Consider the following 21456-nt stretch of genomic DNA (forward strand, 5'->3'; position numbering starts at 1 on the left):
GCACTGTCGAAGCGCTTCACACAACGCTTGGAGAGCTGGATGGTCACCCTCGCCGAGGTCGCCCAGCACGCCGGAGTCTCGGCGAGCACGGTGAGCTATGTCCTCAGCGGCAAGCGGTCCATCTCCGCGGGTACCCGCGAGCGGGTCGAGCAGAGCATCCAGCAGCTCGGGTACCACCCCAACGCGGGAGCCCGCGCACTGGCAAGCAGCCGGTCCAACATCATCGCGCTGATGATCCCGCTCCGTACGGACATGTACGTACCCGTGATGATGGAGATCGCCATCGCCGTGGCGACCTCGGCCCGCACCCACGGGTACGACGTGCTGCTGCTGACCGGTGAGGAGGGCCCCGACGCCGTGCGCCGGGTCACCGGCAGCGGGCTCGCCGACGCGATGATCCTGATGGACGTCGAGCTCGACGACGAGCGGCTGCCGCTGCTGCGGGGCACGGACCAGCCGTCCGTCCTCATCGGTCTGCCCGCCGACACCAGCGGCCTGACCTGCGTCGATCTCGACTTCGGCGCCACGGGCGCGCTGTGCGCCGAGCATCTCGCGATGCTCGGTCACCGTGACATCGCTGTCATCGGCGAGGCGCCCGCGGTCTACGAACGGCACACCGGCTTCGCCGAGCGCACCCTCGACGGACTCCGGTCCCGGTCACGGGAGTTGGGCGTGCGCGTGCTGCACCGCCCGTGCGAGGGCGGCTACGACGTGATGTCGCTGACCCTGTCCCGGATCTTCGACGAGCGGCCGGGCACCACAGGCTTCGTCGTGCAGAACGAGTCCGCGGTCGAGCCGCTGCTCGCGCTGCTGCGCCAGCAGGGCCGGGCGGTGCCCGAGGACGTGTCGGTGGTCGCGATCTGTCCGGACCAGGTCGCCACCCAGGCCTCGGTGCGGCTGACCTCGGTCGCCATCCCCGCGCAGGAGATGGGCCGGCACGCCGTGGAGCACCTGATCGCCAAGCTCGAAGGGCACGGCAAGGACGAAGTCGTGCTTCTCGCACCCGAGTTGACGGTACGGGCGAGTTCGGGGCCCGCCCCGGCTACAAGCTGAGCCGGGCCGGTATCAGGAACACCCCACGTCAACTTCTCGGCCGCACACGACCGGGCTTGACAGCTCAGCCTGCACACCTCGTTGCGCTCCTGGCTACCCCCGACGGCAGGACGGCCACAGGTCGCATCTACCACAAGGAGAGCCTCCCCTTGCAGTACGGGCACGTTGACAAGTACCCACGCCGGGGCGGACCCGACGACGTCAGCACGGTCAACGCCACCCACAACCGTGTCCCCGGTGCATACCGGTTCGTGCCTTCATGGACTCGCGTACCAACGCGGAAAGCCTACCGGACCGCCACACGGCCCGGCGCCGAAAAGTACGAATCCTCCCCGGCGTAAACGCCGCGGCATCCTCGGAAGGACTCCGGTGAATCAGCCTGCTTTTAACGAGACCGGACTGGGAGCGGTCAGCCTCGCCCAGTCCTCCCCCACCGTCGGCACGTTCCGCGAGCGCGACGGCGCCCTGGAGTGGAGCGGCCGCCAGGAGACCGTACGCATCGAGCCGTGGGGCCCCGACGCGGTCCGGGTCCGGGCCAGGCTCGGCGGGCCGGTCCTGGAGGGGCTGCCGGGCGCGCTGCTCGACGAGGCGCCCGCGACCGAGGCCTCCGTCAAGATCGAGGACGGGCACGGGCAGTTGACCGTCGGCGCGCTGACCGTCGAGGTCGACGCCGAGGGCCTGATCCGCTTCGTCCGCACCGACGACTCCGCGGAACTCCTCACCGAGGAGCGCGCCCACTTCTGGTGGCCGGGCCCGCGCCTCTACACCCCGGTCGGCAACGGCCACCACCGGCTGGAGCAGCGCTTCGCCGCGTACGAGGGCGAGAAGCTGTACGGCCTGGGCCAGCACCAGCACGGGCTGCTCGACCAGAAGGGCGCCGTCCTCGACCTGGTCCAGCGCAACGCCGAGGTGACCATCCCGGTCCTCACCTCCAGCCGCGGCTACACCCTGCTGTGGAACAGCCCGGCCATCGGCCGCGTCGAGCTCGCGGGCAACGGCACGCGCTGGGTGGCGGACTCGGCCCGGCAGATCGACTACTGGATCACCGCGGGGCAGCCGGCCGACGCGCAGCGCCGCTACAGCGCGGTGACCGGACGTACGCCGATGCTGCCCGAGTGGGCCGCCGGCTTCTGGCAGTGCAAGCTGCGCTACCGCACTCAGGACGAACTCCTGGGCGTGGCAAGGGAGTACAAGCGCCGGGGCCTGCCCATCGACGCGATCGTCTGCGACTTCTTCCACTGGACGCACCTGGGCGAGTGGAAGTTCGACCCGGCGGAGTGGCCCGACCCGGCGGCGATGCAGCGGGAGCTGAAGGAGCTCGGCATCAAGCTCGTCGTGTCCGTCTGGCCGTCCGTCTCCCCGCTTTCCGAGAACCATCAACTCATGGAGCAGCGCGGCTACTTCATCGGCACGCAGTACGGCCCGATGGCGCACGCCGACTGGCCGGACAAGGAGGTCGCCTCCACGGTCCAGGTCGCCTTCTACGACGCGACGAACCCCGAGGCGCGCGACTTCATGTGGTCGCGGATCAAGGAGAACTACCTGGATCCGTACGGGATCACGGCGTTCTGGCTCGACGCCTGCGAGCCGGAGCTGAAGCCGGGCTTCCAGGAGAACCTGCGCTACTGGGCGGGCCCGGGCCTCGAAGTCGGCAACATGTACCCGAGCGAGAACGCCCGCACCTTCTACGAGGGCATGATCGCGGCCGGCGAGACCGAGATCGTCACCCTCAACCGCTCGGCGTGGGCGGGCAGTCAGCGCTACGGCGCCGCCCTGTGGTCCGGTGACATCGGCACGGACTTCGCGACCCTGCGCCGCCAGATCGCGGCGGGCCTCAACACGTCACTGTCCGGCATCCCCTGGTGGAACACCGACATCGGCGGCTTCCACGGCGGCGACCCGGACGACCCGGCGTACCGCGAGGTCATGATCCGCTGGTTCCAGTTCGGCGCGCTCTCCCCGCTGATGCGGCTGCACGGCTTCCGGGACCCGGGCATGCCGCTCGGCCCGGACATGACCGGCGGCCCGAACGAGGTCTGGTCGTACGGCGAGGAGGCCGGCACGATCATGGAGAAGTACCTCCGGCTGCGTGAGCGACTGAAGCCGTACGTGCTCGACGTGATGCGGGCCGCGCACGAGGAGGGTCTGCCGGTGATGCGGCCGCTGTTCCTGGAGTTCCCGGAGGACCAGGCGACCTGGTCGGTGGCCGACTCGTACCTCTTCGGCCCGGATCTGCTGGTCGCGCCCGTCCTGACGGCGGGGGCGAGCGTGCGGACGGCCTATCTCCCGGCCGGGGCGCGGTGGACGGACACCTGGACGGGGACCTCGTACGAGGGCGGTACGAGCGTCACGGTGGACGCCCCGCTGGACCGGATACCGCTCTTCCTGCGGGACGCGGCGGCTATCCCGATCGCCGAGTAACAGCCTGCTCTCTCAGGGGAGTTGAGGGTCGATCTCAAGGAAGTTTCTCAAGAGAGCCGAGGCGCGACCTCGGCCGCCAGCAGGTCCAGGTGGTCGAGATCGGAGAGGTCGCGCAGGCGTACGTACACGCGGGAGGCCCCGAGGCCGGCGTACCGGCCGAGGACGTCGACGATCTTCCCCGGGGGGCCGTGCAGCGGTTCCTCCGGGGGCAGGCGGGACGGCTCGTGCAGCAGCGCGAGACGGGCGTCGATCTCGGATTCGGTGCGGCCGGAGGCGATACCGAGGCACACCGAGAGGATCAGGGGAGGTCCGCCGGCCGCCTCCCTGGCGGCCCGCGCGCCCGCGAACAGGTCGGCGCTCTGCTCGGGCGAGGTGAAGGGCAGGTTGAACTCGTCGGCGTACCGGGCGGCCAGCCTCGGTGTGCGGCGGGGGCCGCGGCCGCCCACGATGACCGGCACTCCCGGCCGCTGGACGGGCTTCGGCAGGGCGGGCGAGTCGGTCAGGCGGTAGTGGCGGCCCTCGTACGAGAAGCGTTCGCCGGGCGGGGTGGCCCAGTGGCCCGTGACGATCTGGAGCTGTTCCTCCATCCGCTCGAAGCGTTCGGCGGGTGGCGGGAACGGGATGCCGTACGCGCTGTGGTCGAGGGCGAACCAACCGGCGCCCAGGCCGAGTTCGACCCTGCCTCCGCTCATCGCGTCGACCTGCGCGACGGTGACCGCGAGCGGGCCGGGGTGCCGGAAGGTGGCCGAGGTCATGAGGGTGCCGAGCCTGATCCGCGAGGTCTCGCGGGCCAGACCGGCGAGGGTGGTCCAGGCGTCGGTGGGTCCCGGCAGGGCGTCGGTGTAGTGCATCGGGTGGTAGTGGTCGGCGACGAAGAAGCCCTCGAAGCCACACTCCTCCGCGTGCTGGGCGGCCCGCATGAGTTCGTCGTAGGTGGCCCCGTGGTACGGCTCCGTGAACAGGCGCAGTTCCATCTCCCCGCTCACACTCCCGTCATATGGCTGGCCAGCAGCAGATCGTGCAACTCGGCGCGACAGCGGGCGAGTTCGGTGGCGTGCGCGTCGTGGCCCAGGGAGCGGGGCCGGGGTACCGGGACGTCGAGGACCGTACGGACCTGGCCGGGGCGCGGGCTGAGCACCACGACCCGGTCGGCGAGCAGGACCGCCTCCTCGATGGAGTGGGTGACGAGGACGACCGTGGCGGCGTACTCCATGTGCACGCGCTGCAGCACCTCGCACAACTCCTCGCGGGTCAGGGCGTCCAGGGCCGAGAAGGGCTCGTCCATCAGCATCACGCGCGGGCGCTGGATCAGGGAGCGGCACAGCGCCACGCGTTGCTGCATGCCGCCGGACAGCTCGTGCGGCAGGCGTCTGTGGAAGGGGGCATCCAGACCGACGGTGGACAGCAACTGCCGGGCTGCTTCACGGTGTTCGGGGCGTGGTTGGCCGTGGACCTGGATGGGCAGCAGGACGTTGTCGAGCACCGAGCGCCAGGGGAGCAGGGCCGGGCGCTGGAAGAGGATGGCGACGTCCCGGCGCGGTTCCCGCACGGGCTCGTCCGCGATCCGTACCTCGCCCGCGGAGGCCGGGAGCAGTCCGGCGATCACCCGCAGGAGGGTGGACTTGCCGCAGCCGGAGCGGCCCAGGACGGCCACGAACTCACCGTCCCCGACGTCCAGTTCGATGCCGCGCAGGGCCTCCACGGTCCCTCTGCGGCCGTCGAAGCTCTTCGACACGCCGCGCACTCGGATCACGGGCTGCCCTCCATCACCGGTTCACCTTGAGCGGTAGCGGTAGCGGTAGCGGTACGGCCGAGGATAGGGCGGCGCAATCCGTGATCAACCACCTCGGTCGATGTTTGTTACATGACAACCAGGTCTGCGGTATCGACAACTTCCGCCTCAACAGCTCCACTTGAGAGCCATGAGACGGAATACGCGGTTACCCGCCGCGCTCCTGGCTGTCCTGCTGACGGCGGCACTCTCCACGGCCTGCGGCTCCGACGACGACAACGAGGGCAAAGCCGGATCCTCCGGCGGTTCCGCGCCCGACAAGGTCACCTACATCACCGGTTTCGGCACCTTCGGGCGCGAGGCGTACGCCTATGTCGCCCAGGACAAGGGCTACTTCAGCGACGCGGGCGTCTCGGTCACCATCCAGCCGGGGCAGGGCAGCGCCATCAGCCTGGCCGCGCTGGCCGGCGGGCGGGCACAGTTCGCGCCCGTCGACCTCAGCAGCACGATCATGCAGGTCGGCGGCGGCAAGGTGTCCGGCGTGACGGCGGTCGCGGCCGTCCACCAGACCACGGACGCCGCCGTGATGGCGCTGGCCGACAGCGGCATCAGCAAGCCCGCGGACCTGGAGGGCAAGAAGATCGCGGATCCGGCCGGGTCGGTCATCGGGGCCCTCTTCCCGGCATACGCGAAACTCGCCGGATTCGAGGCCGACAAGGTCGACTTCGTCAACCTCGAACCCCAGCAGCTCGGGGTCAACCTCGCGACCGGCAAGGTCGACGCGGTCGGCCAGTACCGGGTGGGCCGCCCGAACATCGAGAACGCCGTCAAGGGCAAGGAAGTCGTGGTCCTGCCGTTCGGCAAGTTCCTGACCGAGAGCTACGGCTCGGCCGTCACGACCACCACGAAGATCGCCGAGAAGGACCCGGACCTGGTCAGACGCTTCACATCGGCGCTGCTCAAGGGCATGCGCTACGCGATCGACCATCCGGAGGAGGCGGCCGCGGTGCTGGCGAAGAAGCACCCGACCGTCAACGAGAAGGCCGCCGCCGCGGAGATCGAGCTGCTCGGCGAGGCCGTACAGCCCAAGGAGGAAGGGGCGCCGATCGGCACGATGGACCGGGAGCGGGTGGCCGGGGCGATCAAGGCGCTGGCGGACGCCGGGGCGGTCAAGTCCGGTCTGACGCCTGAGCAGTTGGTCTCCTTCGACCTGGTGCCGAAGTCCTGAAGTGCTCAGGCGGGTGATGGAGTTCGGCTGGCCCGTGCTCGGGCTGGCCGCGGCCATCGGCACCTGGGCACTCGCCGTGGTCGTGTTCGACGTACCGGAGATCGTCCTGCCGTCACCGGCGGACGTGCTGGACGCCTTCCTCCGCGTGCCCGGCTATCTGCTGGGCGAGGCGGTCACCACGCTCGTCGTCATCGTGCTGGGCTTCGCGCTGGCCGTGGCGGCGGGGCTGCTGATCGGGGTGGCGATCGCGGCGTCGCGGATCGTGGAGCTGATGTTCTCGCCGCTCCTGGTGGCGTTCAACGCGGTGCCCAAGGTGGCGCTGGCACCGCTGCTGGTGGTGTGGATGGGGTTCGGTCAGCAGCCGAAGGTCGTCATGGCGCTGCTCGTCTGCTTCTTCCCCGTCGTGTTGTCGGTGGCGGGCGGACTCACCTCGACACCTGTCGAACTCGTCGAGCTGGCACGGTCGTTGCGCGCCTCGCGCACCCAGACGTTCCTCAGGTTCCGCTTCCCGAGCGCGCTGCCGCAGATCTTCGTCGGGCTGAAGGTCGCCATGCCGCTGTCGGCCGTCGGCGCGGTCATCGGTGAGTTCAGCGCCGGCGACGAGGGGCTCGGCTTCGTCGTCGTGCAGTCCGGGGCGAACTCCGACACCGCGCTGGCGTTCGCCGCGATCGCCCTGCTCGGCGTGATGAGCGTGGCGCTGTTCTACGCGCTCGTGCTCGCGGAGCGCACGCTGCTGCCGTGGGTGCGGGAGACGACGTCGCAGCGGTAGGCGTAGGGATGGGCGCAGCGCGGGCCGGCCCCGCGTGGGGACGGCGCCGACCCGGGCGTACGGTCACCTGCCGGTGACGGTGGCGATACCTATGACGGCGGGGCTCAACTGCTGGAGACGGTCAGGTTGTTGGTGGCGAAGTCCAGGCCGCCGGACGACGAGGTGATCTCGAAGCCGAACTGCACGTCTCCGATGGTCTCGTTGCCCATCCAGCCCTTGGTGTCCTTGATCCACTTGAGGATCGGCAGGACGTTGACGGTCCCGGAGTTCGAGTCCGAGGTGCGCAGGAACGAGAAGACCTCGTTGGCGCCGTTGTTGCCCTTGTAGACGGTCCAGGTGTGGCCGCCGAGGGTGACATTGCCCTGTGAGGTGCCGAGCGGACCGACGGCTCCGTTGTAGTTGACCCAGAGCATGATCTCGTAGTCGTAGTCGGTGTCCCAGATGTCGTACGAGGTGTTGTACGCGCCTGACGACGGGACGGTGACGTTGTAGCTGCTGCTGAGCGAACCGAGCGAGGTGATCGTCTTGTTGACCACCTTCTTGGAGTTCGGGTACGACTTGATGCCGCCGGTGTTGGGGTGGCTGGCCCAGACACCCCAGTTGGTACCGGAGTTGGCCCAGATGCACTGGCTGCCGGCGCCGGAGCCCCAGATGTTGTTGTAGAGCGTGTAGCCGTTGAGGCTGGTGTTGCCCCACTGGTCGCAGGAATTCCAGACGGCCGCCGAGGCGGGGGCCGAGGCGAGGCCGATGGTGGCGCCGAGCGCGAGCGCCGGGGCCAGCAGTGCTTTGGTGATCCGGGTCAGCGTGCGTGTTGCCATGGTGTCCCTTCCATGGGTGGGGGGGGTGTGTGGGGGTTCGATCTGTTGTGGATCTACTGCGGTTCTACTGCGGCTCCAGGCTGAGGACGCAGTCTTCTCCGGCTCGCAGGTGGAGCGGTCGCGCTCCGGAGGAAGTCCTGAGGTCGACGCGATGCGTCCGGGTCGGCCGAACCACCGCGCGGGCTCCCCGCGGACTCCAGCCGAGGTCGACCTCGGCGCCGAACCTCGTCCGTACGCCCCGGAGTTCGCCCTCCGGGAACGCGGCGGGCAGGGCGGGCAGCAGGACCAGCCTGTCCGGGGTCGACTGGATCAGCGTCTCGATGATCACGGCGGGGAGGGTGTGGGCGGCGTCCGCGTTGTAGACGTCGCGGCCGGGGTAGTGCGCTGATGAGGGAGGTGTGGAAGAAGTCGCCCTCCAGCACCTGGCCGAGCGCGTGCGCGACCCGCTCGCCGTCCCGCAGGCGGGCCGCGACGAGCGCGTGGTGCAGATGGCCGTGCGCGGAGTCGTTCTCGGCGCCCCTCAGTTCGAGGGCCCGATGCGCGGCGGCCGCGAGATCAGGGGTGTCGTACGGGTTGATCTCGTCGAGCGGCCACACGCCGTACAGATGGCTGAGGTGCCGGTGGTCGTACGTGTCGTCGAGGCCTGGCCACGCCCACTCGGCGAGCGCTCCGTCGTCGTTGACGCGGTGCGGGGGCAGCCGCGCGGCGAGTGCGCGCCGGCGGTCGGCATCCGGTCCCAGGTGGCACACGGCCGCCGTGAGCAGGACGTGCCGGGCCGCCGAGAGGTCCATGGCGGCGTTGATCGCGCCCCAGCTCGCGTTCGCCGGGCGGTTCTCGGGTGAGTAGGAGGGGACGACGACGAGTCGGCCGTGTTCGTCGGTGCGGGTGAGGAAGTCCTCGTAGAACAGGGCGAGTTCGGCGAGTGCCGCCTTCAGCCGGGGGCCGTGCTCGCCGCGTGCCTCGTCGTGGTCGACGAGCGGTTTGAGCAGCCAGTCGGCGCCTGCCGTCCACAGGTGCAGCGGGTATTCGCGGCTGAAGTGGTACGTGTGCCCGGACTCACCGTCCGTGTGCGGTGGGGCGACGATGCCTCGCGTGCCGAAGACGGCCCGGGCGTTGTCCCGCCAGTGCGGCAACTGGCCGTGGATCAGGGCCGCGTGGGCCTCGACCACCTCGGGCAGCGCGCCGGCGACGGCCGACGCGGTCTGCAGATTGAGGTTGGCGTCCGTGGTGAACGCCCCGGACCATGCCGTGTCCCAGTCGCCGGTCCACAGCCCCGTGAGTCTCGGCGGCAGCATCCCGGCGGCGGACAGCAGGTGGTAGCGGCCGGCCGCGAAGAGCCGTTCGAGCAGTGCGGGGCTCTTGAGCCGCTTGAGCAACTCGGAGCCGGGGAGGCGGTGGTCCAGCGCGATGTCCGCGGTGAGTCCGGGCGAGGTCACGTGCTGGACGATCACGTCGTCCGCGCGGGAGACGAAGACGCGGCTGCTCCAGCCCGTGCAGGCCGCCTCGGCGACGCCCGTGGTGAAGTCGATCGAGCGGCGGTAGCCGCGCCCACGGTCGGCGGGCCGGCGCAGCCGCACCTGGAAAGCGGGATGGAAGGGCTGCACCCACTGCAGCGGACGCCCGTCGGTGAACTCCTCGGCCGCGGTCAGGTCCCCGGCGAGCAACCGGTCCTGGAGCCGCGGCAGTTGGGCCGCCAGCTCCGGCGGTCTGGCGTGCTCGCCGCCGTTGGGGCGGACCAGGGTGTGGTGCGTGACGATGACACGGCCATCGTTCGGATCACCGAACACCATCGCGCCGTGACGGCCGTTGCCGCTGAGGAAGGCGTCCTCCCAGCGGGCGGCCGGGCGCGGCTCCCAGGTGCCGTGCGGCGAGGACGAGGGCGATGGTGAGAGTGCTTGCGAGTGGGATACATCGGCGCTCACGGCGAGAGCACCGCCGCGCCGAGACGCCCCAACTCCAGCGCTCCCGTGACCTGTTGACCGTTGAGCAGATCCCGATACGTCCCCGGCACCCGCACGGTGACCGCCTCGCGCCCGTGGTTGAGCACGAAGAGCAGGTCTCCCCGGCGGACGGCCTCGACCTGCGGGGGCAGCCCGTCGAGCACCGGCCGCACGCCCGCGCCCGACGCCACGCCCGTCAACAGCTCGCGCAGCGCGGCGGGTTCGGGCAGCGTGGAGACATACCAGGCACGCTCCTTGCGCAACACCGCCGGCATGCCGTCGAGTTCGCCGCCCTTGTAGCGGGCCTCCACGACCGCGTCCGCCTCGGCCTCGATCTCCTCGGACCACAACGTGCCCCGGAAGCCGTCGCATTCGGCGCTCTCATCCGCGTCGAGCGGCCACCACTCGTGCAGGGTGCGGATGCCGAAGAGCTCCCGCAGCCGCTCGTCCATGCCGCCGGGCCGTACCCGGTCGTCCTCGTCGGCGACACCGGTGAGGAAGCCGCTGACGAGGGTGCCGCCTCCTTGTACGTACGCGACGAGGTTGCCGATCGCCGCGTCGGTGAGCAGGTGGAGCTGCGGCACGACGACCAGCCGGTAGGCGGACAGATCGTGCTCCGGGTGCGCGAAGTCCGTGGTGACGTGGGCCTCCCACAGGGCGCGATGCCAGGCGCGCACGACCTGCGGATGGTCGACCTCGGAGGAGAGACGGCCCTCCTGCGCACCGGCCCACCAGGCGTTCCACTCATGGAGGATCGCGACGTCCGACGACGAGTGACTGCCCGTCACCTCCTCGCTGATACGGGCGAGTTCGGCGCCGAGCTGCTTGACCTCCTGGTAGGTACGGCCCCGCTCCCCCGCGTGACTGACCATGCCGGAGTGGAACTTCTCCGCGCCCTGCCGCGACTGCCGCCACTGGAAGTAGCAGACGGCGTCGGCGCCCCGGGCGACGGCCTGGAGGGACCACAGGCGGTTGAGGCCGCGCGGCTTGGGGTGGTTGACGCCCCGCCAGTTCACGGGTCCCGCGGCCTGCTCCATCAGCATCCACGGCCCGCGGGCCTGGGAGCGCGTCATGTCCTGGATGAGGGCGCCGTTCTGGGCGCCGAAGGGGTCGCGCGGGTCGGGATAGATGTCGACGGAGACCACGTCCTCCTCCCCCGCCCACCTCCAGGCATCCTGGCCGACCCACATCGGCATGAAGTTGGTGGTCACCGGGATGTGCGGGGAGTGCCGGCGGACGATGTCCCGCTCGGCGACGTAACACTCCAGGAGCATGTCGGAGGTGTAGCGCTTGAAGTCAAGGACCTGGCCGGGGTTCTTCATGTAGTGGGCGTGCCGCGGCGGCAGGACCTCCTCCCAGTCGCCGTAGCCCTGGCTCCAGAAAGCCGTCCCCCAGGCGGAGTTGAGGGCGTCGAGCGTGCCGTACTTGTCCCGGAGCCAGCGGCGGAAGGTGGCCGCGGCCTCGTCGCCCCAGTCGTAGGTGCAGTACTCGTTGTTGATGTGCCACATCGTCAGCGCGGGATGGCTGCCGTAGCGGGCGGCCAGCTCCTCGGTGATCGCTGCGGCGTAGCGGCGGTAGGTGGCGCTGGAGTGCGAGAAGTGCTGGCGGCCGCCCCACCACTCGGTGCGGCCGTCCTCGTCGCGGGGCAGGGTGTCCGGGTGGAGGCGGCCCATCCAGGGCGGGGGCGAGGTGGTGGGCGTGGCGAGGACGACCCCGATGCCGTTCTCGTGCATCAGGTCCATCAGCCGGTCCAGCCAGCCGAACTCCCGCTCCCCCGGCCGCGGTTCGAGCTTGGCCCACGAGAAGACACCCAGCGTGACGGAGTTGACGCCGGCCGCCTTCATGAGGCGTACGTCCTCGTGCCAGGTCTCCTCGGGCCACTGCTCGGGGTTGTAGTCGCCGCCGAAGAGGATACGGCCGCGGGTGGCGTCGGCGAGGCCGGGAGGGCCTGGGGTCGACGGCGGGGTCGGGTTCGCGTTGCTCATCGGACGGGCTCCCCGTACTGGATGCCGCGCCCGTTGGTCGCCAGGTACACCCTGCCGTACACGCGCGGGTCGCCGACGACGACCTCGCCGGTCCAGCCCCACTGGTGGGCGTCGTCGTTGATCCGCGTCCAGGTCTTCGCCTCGTCGTCGGAGCGGTGGACGGCGGTGATGGTGTCCGTCGAGCCGACCTGGTAGATCGCGGGATAGTCGGCGCCGTCGGCGGCCTTGCCGAAACCGAGCGTGTACGAGGCCCAGCAGCTGGCCACCTTCGAGAAGCTCGCCCCGCCGTCGGTGGATCGGTAGAGCCCGTTCCATTTGACGGAGAGCCACAGGTCACCGCTCCTTCCGGGCGCGGTGACGAGCTTGAACTGGGCGTCTCCGGAGGGCAGTCCGCCGGCACGCGCCGTGAACGAAAGGCCACTGTCAGTGCTGGCGAGTAGCGTTCCTGTGTCGGTGTCGTATGCGTAGAAGAGCGTCGGGTCGGCCGGGTCGGCGACCGGCGTGGCGCCCTTCGGGAAGGAGGGGATCTCGGACCAGGTCGTGCCGTTGTCGGTGGACCGGTGGGCTGCGTACTTCGTGCCGTCCCAGTGCACGAAGGACCACAGCAGCGCGCTGCCGTCGGCGTTGGTGGCGATCGGCCCCGGTGCGTTCTCGGCGATGTCGGGCTGGGCCTCGAAGGGCGCCCAGGTCCTGCCTCCGTCGTTCGAGTAGGCGCCGTTGCCGTTGTCGCCCCAGCCCGCCCGGACCACGTACGACGGCCTGGCCGCGGCCTGCGCGAGTCCCGTCGCCGACCCGGACACGGGGTTCGCCGCCATGCCGCGCGCCGGCGACGCCGTGAGCCGCTCGTGGTACATGACGCCGATGTCCCCGAGCCCGCTCAGCAGGTGCGCCTCCCCGACCGGGGGCGAGATCAGCCGGCGCACGGCCGTCTCCTCCAGACCCCGGATCTGCGGCGCCCAGCGCTTGAGATCACGGGTCCCGTAGAGGGTCGCCCCCGTCCCGTACACGATGTGCTTCGAGTCGTACGGGTCCACGGCGAGCGCCTGGATCCACCAGCCGAACTTCGGCTTGTCGTCGCCCCACTTGAGGTAAGGAGTCTCGGACACGTCGAAGACAGCAGCGTCCTTGAGGGACGTCCAGGTACGGCCGCCGTTCGTAGTTCGGTAGACGGTGTCGACGTCGGCCCAGCGGTTGTTGGTGGAGACGACGAGGGTGCCCGGGCAGCGGGCGTCCACGGCGACGCCGCCGTAGCCGAAGGTGTCGGCGGACCCTCCCCCACTACTGAACGTGTGGGCGGTGCCCCCATCGGTGGTGCCGCCGGGCTTCACCGGGGTCACGTCGGCCCACTCGCCGGTCGCGGTGCGCAGCTTGTGCACGCTGCCGTCGGACTGGCCGTTGGGGCCTGGCGCGTCGGCGTAGGTCACGTACAGCTCGCGGGTGTGCGTGTCGTACGCGGCACGGATCGGCACCTTGGCAGCGGTACCGGACGGCTGCCCGGGAACGGCCTCCCATGCCGTCCCGTCGGCCGTGCGGTACAGGTTCGCCGTGCCCGAGGTGCTGTCGCCGTCGCCCCACCCGGCGTAGACGGCCCGACCGGCGGCGACGAGGAACATGACGCCCTGCCCGGAGGCGCTCGCCTTCGCCGGAAAGCCGCTCGCCGCCGCCCAACTGGCCCCACGGTCGGTGGACTTCAGCAACCCGTCGTGCCGCGTCCCCAGCCACAGTGTGTCGCTGTCCCGCGGATCGACCAGCAGCCGCTCCCCCGCACCCCGCCCGTCCTCGTTGGCCCCGAGCTTCACATAGAGATCGGCCCGGCTCCAGGTCGCACCCCGGTCCTCGGACCGCAGCACCGCACCGTTCCCGGCCCACGACTGCGCGTACGTACCGAGGGCGAGGTAGACCCGCCCGGGATGCGCGGGGTCGACGGCGATCGCCTCGACGCCGAGCAGGTTCCAGTCGTCCCACCCGAGGTGATCGGTGAGCGGGGTCCAGCGGCCGGCGCGGTCGTCCCAGCGGTAGGCGCCGCCGATGTCGGTACGGGCGTAGGCGAGACCGCGTACGGAGGGGTGGAACAGCACCCCGGTGACGAACCCGGTCCCGCCGATGACGACGTTGCGCCAGCGGTAGGCGGACCGGTCCGCCACCGGGGCGGCCGCCGCCGCTGGGTTGACGGTCGCCCCGGAGACAGCGGTGGCGGCCACGGTGGCAGCGGTCCCGGCAAGGACGGCGCGTCTGCTCAGGCGGGGCGTGCGCATGACATACCTCGTTCCAAGAAGGGGGGAACTTCGAAATGAGGAGTGGGCGGGCTCGGTCAAGGGGCGCGGGGAACTGCGCGACCAGCCACAACGGCCCCGCAGCCGACAAACAACCGAACAAGTTCCAAGCCAAGCCAGAAGGGGGACGCAAGTCACCCCTTGACCGCGCCGGTCAGCATGCCCTTCTTGAAGTGCTTCTGGACGAAGGGCGAGAGGAACGCGACGGGCAGCAGGGCCAGCACCATGACCGCCATCTGGACGGCGAGCGCGGAGAGCTGGCCCGTCTTGATGGCCTGGCTCATACCGACCGGAGGCTCTTGCTTCTGGACGAGCTGGATCATGACGTTCTGCAGCGGCATCATGTCCTGGTCGCTCAGGTAGATCGACGCGTTGAACCAGGCGCTCCAGTAGCCGACGGCGTAGAACAGCGTGATCACCGCGATGACGGCACGGGAGAGCGGGAGCACGATCTGCCAGAGAATCCGCCAGTCCCCCGCCCCGTCGATCCGCGCGCTGTCGGTGAGCTCCGGCGAGATGCTCATGAAGAACGCCCGCAGGACCAGGATGTTGAAGACACTGATCGCGCTCGGCAGGATCAGCGCCAGGTACGTGTCCGTCAGCCCCAGGGACTGCACGAGCAGATACGTGGGGATGAGGCCGGCGCCGAAGAACATCGTCGCGAGCAGGATCATCAGGAACCAGCGGTGCCCGACGGAACCGATGCGGGAGAGCCCGTACGCGGAGAGGATGGACACCGTCATCGAGAACACCGTGCCGACGAGCGTGACGCCCAGGCTGACGAGGGTGGCGCGGGTGACCTGGCCGCCGCTCAGCAGCTCCTGGTAGGCGATGAAGGTGATGCTCTTGGGGATCACCACCAGGCCGCCGGCCTCACTGATGTCCTGCTTCGAGGACAGACTGGTGACGACAACGATCCACAGCGGGAACAGGACGGCGAGGCATGCGATGGACAGGACGATGCCCTTGCTCGCGAGCCCTGCCTTGTTGGGCTCCTCCTCCCAGACGGGCCTCGGCGGTGCGGCCCAGCGTCCGGAAGCCTTCGGTCCGGAAGCCTTCAGGCCGGGGGCCTTCGGCCGTTCCTCGGTGACAGCGCTCACTTCTTGTACACCCCCTGCTCGCCCATGAGATGGGCGACCTTGTTCGCGGCGAGGACGAGGCCGAGACTGACCACGCCCTTGATCAGGCCCGCCGCCGCCGCGTAACTGAAGTCCTGGTTGCGGACGCCGTTCCACCACACGAAGGTGTCCAGGACTTCCGCCGCGCCCGGCCCCACCGCGTCTCGCTGCAGCAGGATCTGTTCGAAGCCGACCGTGAGCGCGTCACCGACACGCAGCACCAGGAGCAGGGCGATCACCGGCCGCAGCGCGGGCAGCGTGACGTGCCACATCCGGCGCCACCGGCCGGCCCCGTCCATTGCCGAAGCCTCGTACAGGTCGGGACTGACGGAGGCCAGCGCCGCGAGGAAGACGATGATTCCCCAGCCGGCGTCCTTCCAGACGCCCTCCGCCGTCACCAGTAACTTGAAGATCCCCGGGTCGGTCATGAGGTCGAAACCCTCGTAGCCGTGCTGGCGCAGGGTCTGCGCGATGATGCCGGCGCCGCCGAAGATCTGTTGGAAGACGGTGATGACCAGCACCCAGGAGAAGAAGTGCGGCAGGTAGAGGATCGCCTGCGACACCGCCCGCACCCGTGGCCTGATCACGCTGTTGATGAGCAGCGCCAGCACGATCGGGATCGGGAAGAAGAGCAGCAGTTGGAGGGAGAACAGGACGAAGGTGTTCTGGACGGCCTCCCAGAACGCCGAGTCCTCGAAGATCCGTGAGAACTGTTCGAAGCCGACCCAGGGGCTGTGGAAGATGGCGACGAAGCCGTTGTCGCTGATGTACGGGTCGTACTCCTGGAAGGCGACGACGTTGCCCAGGATCGGTATGTAGTTGAAGACCAGCACCAGCAGGACGGCCGGCAGGGTCATCAGGATCAGCGTGCGGTCCCGCTTGAGGCGGGTCCTGAGGGTGCCGCCGTTCGCGGCCTTCTTCAGGGCCTTCTTCTCGGCTCTGGAGACCCCGGAGGGCTTCGCGGGCTTGGCGGCCCTGGTGGATCCGCCCCCTCCGGCGGAGGGTTCGACGGTGTCGTCCGCCGTCGACGGCGCGGTGCGCGCGGCGGCGCCCGGAGTGGTGCTGTGTGCCACCTCGTCACCCCTGCGCGGATCCGCTGTCGTCCAGCAGCTTCTTGTACCAGTCCCGCAGCTTGTCGCCGCCCTGGCTCTTCCACTCCGACACCGCCTGCTGCATGTCGCTGACCTTCTTGCGGCCGCGGACGACGCTGTCCTCCAGGTCCTCGAAGTCGTTGGAGAGGCTGGTGTAGCGGGCCGGTTCGGTGACCTGGAGCCCGTAGAAGGAGGACTTCTTGGTGAAGGCGCCCATCCGCTGCTGCCACTCCACCTGCTCCTTCGCGATCTCCGCAAAGTCGGGGTGCGCGATGGTCGGGGCGGGGCTCGCCAGCATGACGAAGGCGTTCAGGACCTCCTGGTTGCCCTTGTCGTTCTTGGTGGGAACGCCGTCCTTGACGGTGTAGTGCGTGCCCTCCACCCCGTAGTTGGTGAGCATGTACTCCTTGGTGCCGTACGGGGCCGCGGTGACGTTCGCGGCGGCCAGCACGTCGTGGATCACGGCCTTGGACGCCTTCTTGTTGATGAAGGCGAAGATGCCCGCGGGCGATGCGGCCCACAGCTGGGGGTCGCCCCCGTCATGGCCGAAGATGTCCATGCCGGCGATGCGGAAGTCCTTGTTCTGGGTGGCCTGTTCGGCCATCTTGCCCCACCAGTCCGTGATGTTCTGGTTGTACATCATGACCTGGCCGTCGGTGAAACGCTGCCCCGCGTTGCCCTGGTTCGCCGCCCTGGCGTCGGGGTGGACGACGCCCGCCGCGTACAGCTTGCGCGTCCACTCGAGCGATTCGAGGTACTCGTCGGTCTCGACCCGGTAGATCAGCTTGCCGTCGACGAGGTTCCAGCCGAGCGACTTCTCGCTTCCGGACAGCACGCCGAAGAAGTTGAAGGCGCTCCACTTCATGTCGTCGCAGGCCCACACCTTCGCCCTGGCGTTGGTGATCTCCTTGGCGAGGGCCAGGAACTCGTCGGCGGAGGTGGGGAGTTCGTACCCCTCCTTGTCGAAGACGTCCTTGCGGTAGAAGGGCACGATGCCCACGACGGTGGGGGAGGGCTGGGGCAGGCCGCGCAGCTTGCCGCCGAAGATGGAGTACTGCCAGGCGTCGGTCGGGATGGCCGCGAGGTTCGGGTACTCCTTGACCTTGTCGCCCGACAGGTACGGGCCGAGGTCCGCCATCTTGCTGATGATGGCGCTGGGTATCTTGCCGCCCATGTTCCAGCTGGGGATCACCACGACGTCCGGCATGTCGCTGGAGGCGAGAACCGCGCCCAGCTTCTCGTCGTACGTGTTGCCGTCCTGGTTCTGCCAGACGACGTTGGCGCCGATCGTCGTGTTCATCGTCGAGTAGTAGGGATTGCCGCCCTTCGGCGGCGTGCCCCAGAACGGCGACATGATCTTGATGGTGCTGCCCTTGCCGAGCTTCTTCGGCACCGAGGTCTTCAGGTCACCCAGGACCAGCTTGCTGGTGAAACCGAGGGCGGAGCCGTTCTTCGACGCGATGTCCGGCGTCACCACGTTCTGCGCCACGAAGGCGGGAAGGATCTTCTGCGCGTCCTTGCCCGAGGTCGTGCCGTCCTTGGAGCCGCCGCCGGACCCGCCGCAGGCGGCCAGCAGCGGCATCCCGCCGGCCACCGCGGCGGCAGCGACCGCCGTGGAGCCGAGGAAACTTCTCCGACTGGGAGCGGAAGTGGCGGAGTTCGGCGTCATTGCGTCAACCCTTCATGGCGCACAGCAGGACACCCGGCGGTAGGGCCGTCGGCTGCGGTGTCTGAGTGGAACTGGCTGAGCTGAAGCGGACCTCGGAGGTATGCGCACCCTCCGGGGGCGACATCTTCGGCTATCGACGAGAGTCGAAGCGCTTCGATGTTGCTGCGAGGTTAAGTGAACACCTGGGGGTGCACAAGAGCCGATTCCAACATTCCTCGGAGGTATAAAGGTCTGAACCGGTCGCTTCCGGCCCTTGGGATGGCGGTGAGGATTCGGAGTTGTTGCGTCGGGGTGTCTTGACACCCACCCCGGAGTCGAATGAGCATCGAAGCGCTTCGAAAGTCCTTCACCGTTCTCCCGCACCTTCCACAGAGGGATCCTCGCGTGACCGCTCAAACGCCGCCTTTCCGCGACTCGCAGCTGCCGTTCGCGAAGCGCATCGACGATCTTCTGTCGCGGCTCACCCTGGAGGAACGGGTCGCGATGCTGCACCAGTTCGGGCCCGCGGTGGAGCGGCTCGGCATCGCCGCGTTCCGCACCGGCCAGGAGGCGCTGCACGGGGTGGCCTGGATGGGCCCGGCGACGGTGTTCCCACAGGCGGTCGGCCTCGGCGCGACCTGGAACGACGAGCTCGTACGCCGGGTCGGCGAGGCGGTCTCCACGGAGACCCGCGCGATGCGCTCGCGCGACGACCGCGTCGGCCTCAACGTCTGGGCGCCCACGGTCAACCTGCTGCGCCACCCCCTGTGGGGCCGCAACGAGGAGGGCTACTCGGAGGACCCGAAGCTGACCTCGGCCATCGCCACCGCGTACACCCGGGGCCTGCGCGGCGACCACCCCGCGTACTGGCGGACGGCCCCGGTCCTCAAGCACTGGCTCGCGCACAACAACGAGACGGACCGGGCGACCGCGTCGAGCTCCGTCCGCCCGCGCGTGCTGCACGAGTACGATCTGCGCGCCTTCCGCGAGACGGTCGAGGCGGGCTCGGTGGCCGGCGTGATGCCCGCGTACAACCTGGTCAACGGCCGCCCCAACCATGTGTCGCCGTATCTGCCCGAGCAGCTTCGCACCTGGACGGACCAGGACCTCCTGGTCTGCTCGGACGCGGGCGCGCCCTCGAACCTGGTCGACTCCGAGCACTACTTCGACACGCACGAGGAGGCCACGGCCGCCTCCCTGATCGCCGGCGTCGACAGTTTCACGGACCACGGCACGGACAGCTCGCAGATCGTCGAACGCCTCCAGAGAGCCCTGGACCAGGGCCTGTTGACCGAGTCCGACATCGACGCGGCGGTCCGCCGCCAGCTCGCGGTCCGCTTCCGCCTCGGCGAGTTCGACCCGCGCCTGGACCCGTACGCCGGCGCCTTGGACTTCGACACGCCCGCGCACCGGTCCCTCGCGCGGGAAGCCGCGGAACAGGCGATCGTCCTCCTCAAGAACGACGGCCTGCTCCCCCTCACCGGGCAGGACACCCGCATCGCGGTGGTGGGCCTCCTCGCCGACGAGTGCAAGCTCGACTGGTACAGCGGCACCCTCATCCACCGCTCCACCCCGCTCGAAGGCCTCTACGAGCGCTTCGGCGCCGACCGCGTGGACTTCGCCGAGGGCGTGGACCGCGTACGCATCAAGACCTCCGCCGGTACGTATCTGAGCGTGCCGCGGGCGGACGACGCGACCGACGAGGTCCGCGGCGCCGAGGGTGCGCTGGACCCGGCCCTCCTCGCGGGCCGGACGGATCTGCCCCCGCTCACCACCGACTCCACGGGCACCGAGCTCGCGCTGATCGACTGGGGCGGGGGCGTCCTCACCCTGCGCGCCCCCGACGGCCGCTATCTCTCGGTCGCCGACGACGGGTTCGTACGCGCCTCCGCCGACCAGCCCGGCGGCTGGGTCGTCCAGGAGACCTTCCGCCTGGAGCCTCACGGATCCCATGAATCTCATGAATCTCATGAGTCCCACGAATCCCATGGTTCCCACGAGAACGGTCACCTCCTCAAGCACGTCGGTACGGGTCGCTACGTCTCTGTCACCGCCGACGGCGTGAAGGTTGCCGCTCAGAACCCGGAAATCCTCGAACTGGAGATCACGGAGCGCGGCGAGGACACGGTGGCCCGCACGGCCGCCGCGGCCGACGTGGTCCTCGTGGTCGCGGGCAACGACCCGCACATCAACGGCCGCGAGACGGAGGACCGTACGACCCTCGCCCTCCCCGCCCACCAGCAGCGCCTCCTGGAGGCGGCCCGTGCCGCGAACCCCCGCACGGCCCTGGTGATCACGTCCTCCTACCCGTACGCGACCGACCCCGCGGACCTCCCCGCCGTCCTCTGGACGGCCCACGGCGGCCAGGCGGCCGGCACGGCCCTGGCCCGCGTCCTGGCGGGCGACGTCTCCCCGGCGGGCCGGCTCCCGCAGACCTGGTACGCCTCGGACGCGGACCTCCCCGACCTCCTCGACTACGACGTGGTCGGCAGCCGCCAGACGTACCTGTACTTCGAGGGCACCCCGCTCTTCCCCTTCGGCCACGGCCTGTCGTACGCGTCCTTCGAGTACGGGAACCTCGTGGCCCACGTGGTCGAGAACTCCGTGCACGTCACCATCACGGTCACCAACACGGGCAGCACGCCGGCCGACGAGGTGGCTCAGCTCTACTCCCGGGCCGTGACGCCCTCGGTCTCCCGCCCCCGCCGCGAACTGCTGGCCCACCGCCGGGTCCACGTACTGCCCGGCACCTCCACCGAGCTGTCCTTCGAACTCCCGCTGTCCGCCTTCGAGTTCTGGGACGTGGTCCACGGCATCCGGCGCCTGGAGCCGGGTCCGTACGAACTCCTCGTGGGCGCGTCCAGCGAGGACATCCGTCTGCGCGGGACGATCGAGCTGGACGGCACGCCCACCACCCCGCGCCCTGTCCTCGAACTCGACCTGAACGCGGCCGACTTCGACGAGCAGCGAGGAGCGGAGATCGTCGACCGTACGAAGCTGTCGGGCGACGCGGTCACACCCGCGCACGGGAACGATGGGAACGATGGGACCCACGGGAACACCGCCGAACTGGTGTACCGCGGCTGCGACTTCGGCCCTGCGACCGGGACCGTCACCGTCGAGGTGTCGGGCGAGGGTTCACTCGAACTGGCCCTGGACGGCGGCCCGGTGATCGCCCGCCTCGATGTCCCGGCCACACCGGGACCGTACGACTACACCACCGTCGTCGCCGAATTCGGCGCCACCGAGGTCCACGACCTGTACATCGGACTGCGCGGCCCGGTGCGGCTCGCGCACGTCGGCTTCTCCGGCTGAGGGTCCGGACGAGGTACGACAACGGCCGGAGTCCCCGCACAGCGGACTCCGGCCGTCGCATGACG

Annotated in this window: 13 protein-coding genes and 1 pseudogene; 5 read left to right on the plus strand and 9 right to left on the minus strand. The window is 69.7% G+C overall.

All coding sequences use genetic code 11. From position 1 onward, the window contains the following. Window positions 1–39: 39 nt before the first annotated feature. Both QF035_RS16330 and QF035_RS16335 read left to right on the plus strand, forming a co-directional pair. The gene (locus tag QF035_RS16330) at window positions 40–1053 is read left to right on the plus strand and encodes a LacI family DNA-binding transcriptional regulator (protein WP_307521069.1); all 1014 of its coding nucleotides are present in this window, start codon (window positions 40–42) and stop codon (window positions 1051–1053) included. A 369-nt stretch (window positions 1054–1422) separates the two neighbouring features. Continuing rightward, a complete protein-coding gene (locus tag QF035_RS16335; protein ID WP_307521070.1) occupies window positions 1423–3474 on the plus strand; it encodes a glycoside hydrolase family 31 protein in 2052 nt (683 codons plus the stop codon). A gap of 47 nt (window positions 3475–3521) precedes the next feature. Here the strand turns inward: QF035_RS16335 and QF035_RS16340 are convergent, their stop codons facing one another. Next, window positions 3522–4448 (minus strand): LLM class F420-dependent oxidoreductase, encoded by a 927-nt coding sequence (locus tag QF035_RS16340; protein WP_307531166.1) that lies wholly within the window; start codon window positions 4446–4448, stop codon window positions 3522–3524. A gap of 8 nt (window positions 4449–4456) precedes the next feature. Continuing rightward, the gene (locus QF035_RS16345) at window positions 4457–5227 is read right to left on the minus strand and encodes an ABC transporter ATP-binding protein (RefSeq protein ID WP_307521071.1); all 771 of its coding nucleotides are present in this window, start codon (window positions 5225–5227) and stop codon (window positions 4457–4459) included. A gap of 169 nt (window positions 5228–5396) precedes the next feature. On the opposite strand from QF035_RS16345, the gene QF035_RS16350 reads away from it, so the two are divergent. Then, entirely contained in the window at window positions 5397–6434 is a 1038-nt protein-coding gene (locus QF035_RS16350; protein ID WP_307521072.1) for an ABC transporter substrate-binding protein, read from the plus strand. A gap of 1 nt (window position 6435) precedes the next feature. Further along, the gene (locus QF035_RS16355; RefSeq protein ID WP_307521073.1) at window positions 6436–7203 is read left to right on the plus strand and encodes an ABC transporter permease; all 768 of its coding nucleotides are present in this window, start codon (window positions 6436–6438) and stop codon (window positions 7201–7203) included. Window positions 7204–7307: 104 nt separating this feature from the next. On the opposite strand, the gene QF035_RS16360 is transcribed toward QF035_RS16355, so the two are convergent. The 7 genes and pseudogenes from QF035_RS16360 to QF035_RS16390 all read right to left on the minus strand — a co-directional run bounded on the left by QF035_RS16360 (window position 7308) and on the right by QF035_RS16390 (window position 18097). Next, the gene (locus QF035_RS16360) at window positions 7308–8021 is read right to left on the minus strand and encodes a glycoside hydrolase family 12 protein (RefSeq protein ID WP_307521074.1); all 714 of its coding nucleotides are present in this window, start codon (window positions 8019–8021) and stop codon (window positions 7308–7310) included. A gap of 64 nt (window positions 8022–8085) precedes the next feature. Then, window positions 8086–9943 (minus strand): annotated as a pseudogene (locus QF035_RS16365) (glycosyl hydrolase family 95 catalytic domain-containing protein). After that, window positions 9940–11946: a beta-galactosidase gene (locus QF035_RS16370; protein WP_307521075.1), complete on the minus strand. Its 2007-nt coding sequence runs from the start codon at window positions 11944–11946 to the stop codon at window positions 9940–9942. The pseudogene QF035_RS16365 and the gene QF035_RS16370 overlap by 4 nt, the downstream one beginning before the upstream one ends. Beyond that, window positions 11943–14201 (minus strand): WD40/YVTN/BNR-like repeat-containing protein, encoded by a 2259-nt coding sequence (locus tag QF035_RS16375; RefSeq protein WP_307521076.1) that lies wholly within the window; start codon window positions 14199–14201, stop codon window positions 11943–11945. Before QF035_RS16375 ends, QF035_RS16370 begins: the two co-directional genes overlap by 4 nt. A gap of 152 nt (window positions 14202–14353) precedes the next feature. Further along, window positions 14354–15280, minus strand: a complete 927-nt coding sequence (locus tag QF035_RS16380) for a carbohydrate ABC transporter permease (protein ID WP_307531167.1) — start codon at window positions 15278–15280, stop codon at window positions 14354–14356. A 35-nt stretch (window positions 15281–15315) separates the two neighbouring features. Continuing rightward, entirely contained in the window at window positions 15316–16410 is a 1095-nt protein-coding gene (locus tag QF035_RS16385; protein ID WP_307521077.1) for an ABC transporter permease, read from the minus strand. A 4-nt stretch (window positions 16411–16414) separates the two neighbouring features. Continuing rightward, a complete protein-coding gene (locus QF035_RS16390) occupies window positions 16415–18097 on the minus strand; it encodes an extracellular solute-binding protein (RefSeq protein WP_307521078.1) in 1683 nt (560 codons plus the stop codon). Between the two features lie 384 nt (window positions 18098–18481). Here QF035_RS16390 and QF035_RS16395 point away from each other — a divergent pair, with 384 nt between their 5' ends. After that, a complete protein-coding gene (locus QF035_RS16395) occupies window positions 18482–21391 on the plus strand; it encodes a glycoside hydrolase family 3 C-terminal domain-containing protein (protein WP_307521080.1) in 2910 nt (969 codons plus the stop codon). The last annotated feature ends 65 nt before the right edge of the window (window positions 21392–21456 follow it).

Origin of the sequence: Streptomyces umbrinus (genome assembly GCF_030817415.1) — a bacterium.
GTDB lineage: Bacteria > Actinomycetota > Actinomycetes > Streptomycetales > Streptomycetaceae > Streptomyces > Streptomyces umbrinus_A.

Coding starts and splice junctions, on each gene's coding strand:
- QF035_RS16330 (WP_307521069.1), top strand. CDS start 40: ATGGTCACCCTCGCCGAGGTCGCCCAGCACGCCGGAGTCTCGGCGAGC.
- QF035_RS16340 (WP_307531166.1), bottom strand. CDS start 4,448: ATGGAACTGCGCCTGTTCACGGAGCCGTACCACGGGGCCACCTACGAC.
- QF035_RS16350 (WP_307521072.1), top strand. CDS start 5,397: ATGAGACGGAATACGCGGTTACCCGCCGCGCTCCTGGCTGTCCTGCTG.
- QF035_RS16360 (WP_307521074.1), bottom strand. CDS start 8,021: ATGGCAACACGCACGCTGACCCGGATCACCAAAGCACTGCTGGCCCCG.
- QF035_RS16370 (WP_307521075.1), bottom strand. CDS start 11,946: ATGAGCAACGCGAACCCGACCCCGCCGTCGACCCCAGGCCCTCCCGGC.
- QF035_RS16375 (WP_307521076.1), bottom strand. CDS start 14,201: ATGCGCACGCCCCGCCTGAGCAGACGCGCCGTCCTTGCCGGGACCGCT.
- QF035_RS16390 (WP_307521078.1), bottom strand. CDS start 18,097: ATGACGCCGAACTCCGCCACTTCCGCTCCCAGTCGGAGAAGTTTCCTC.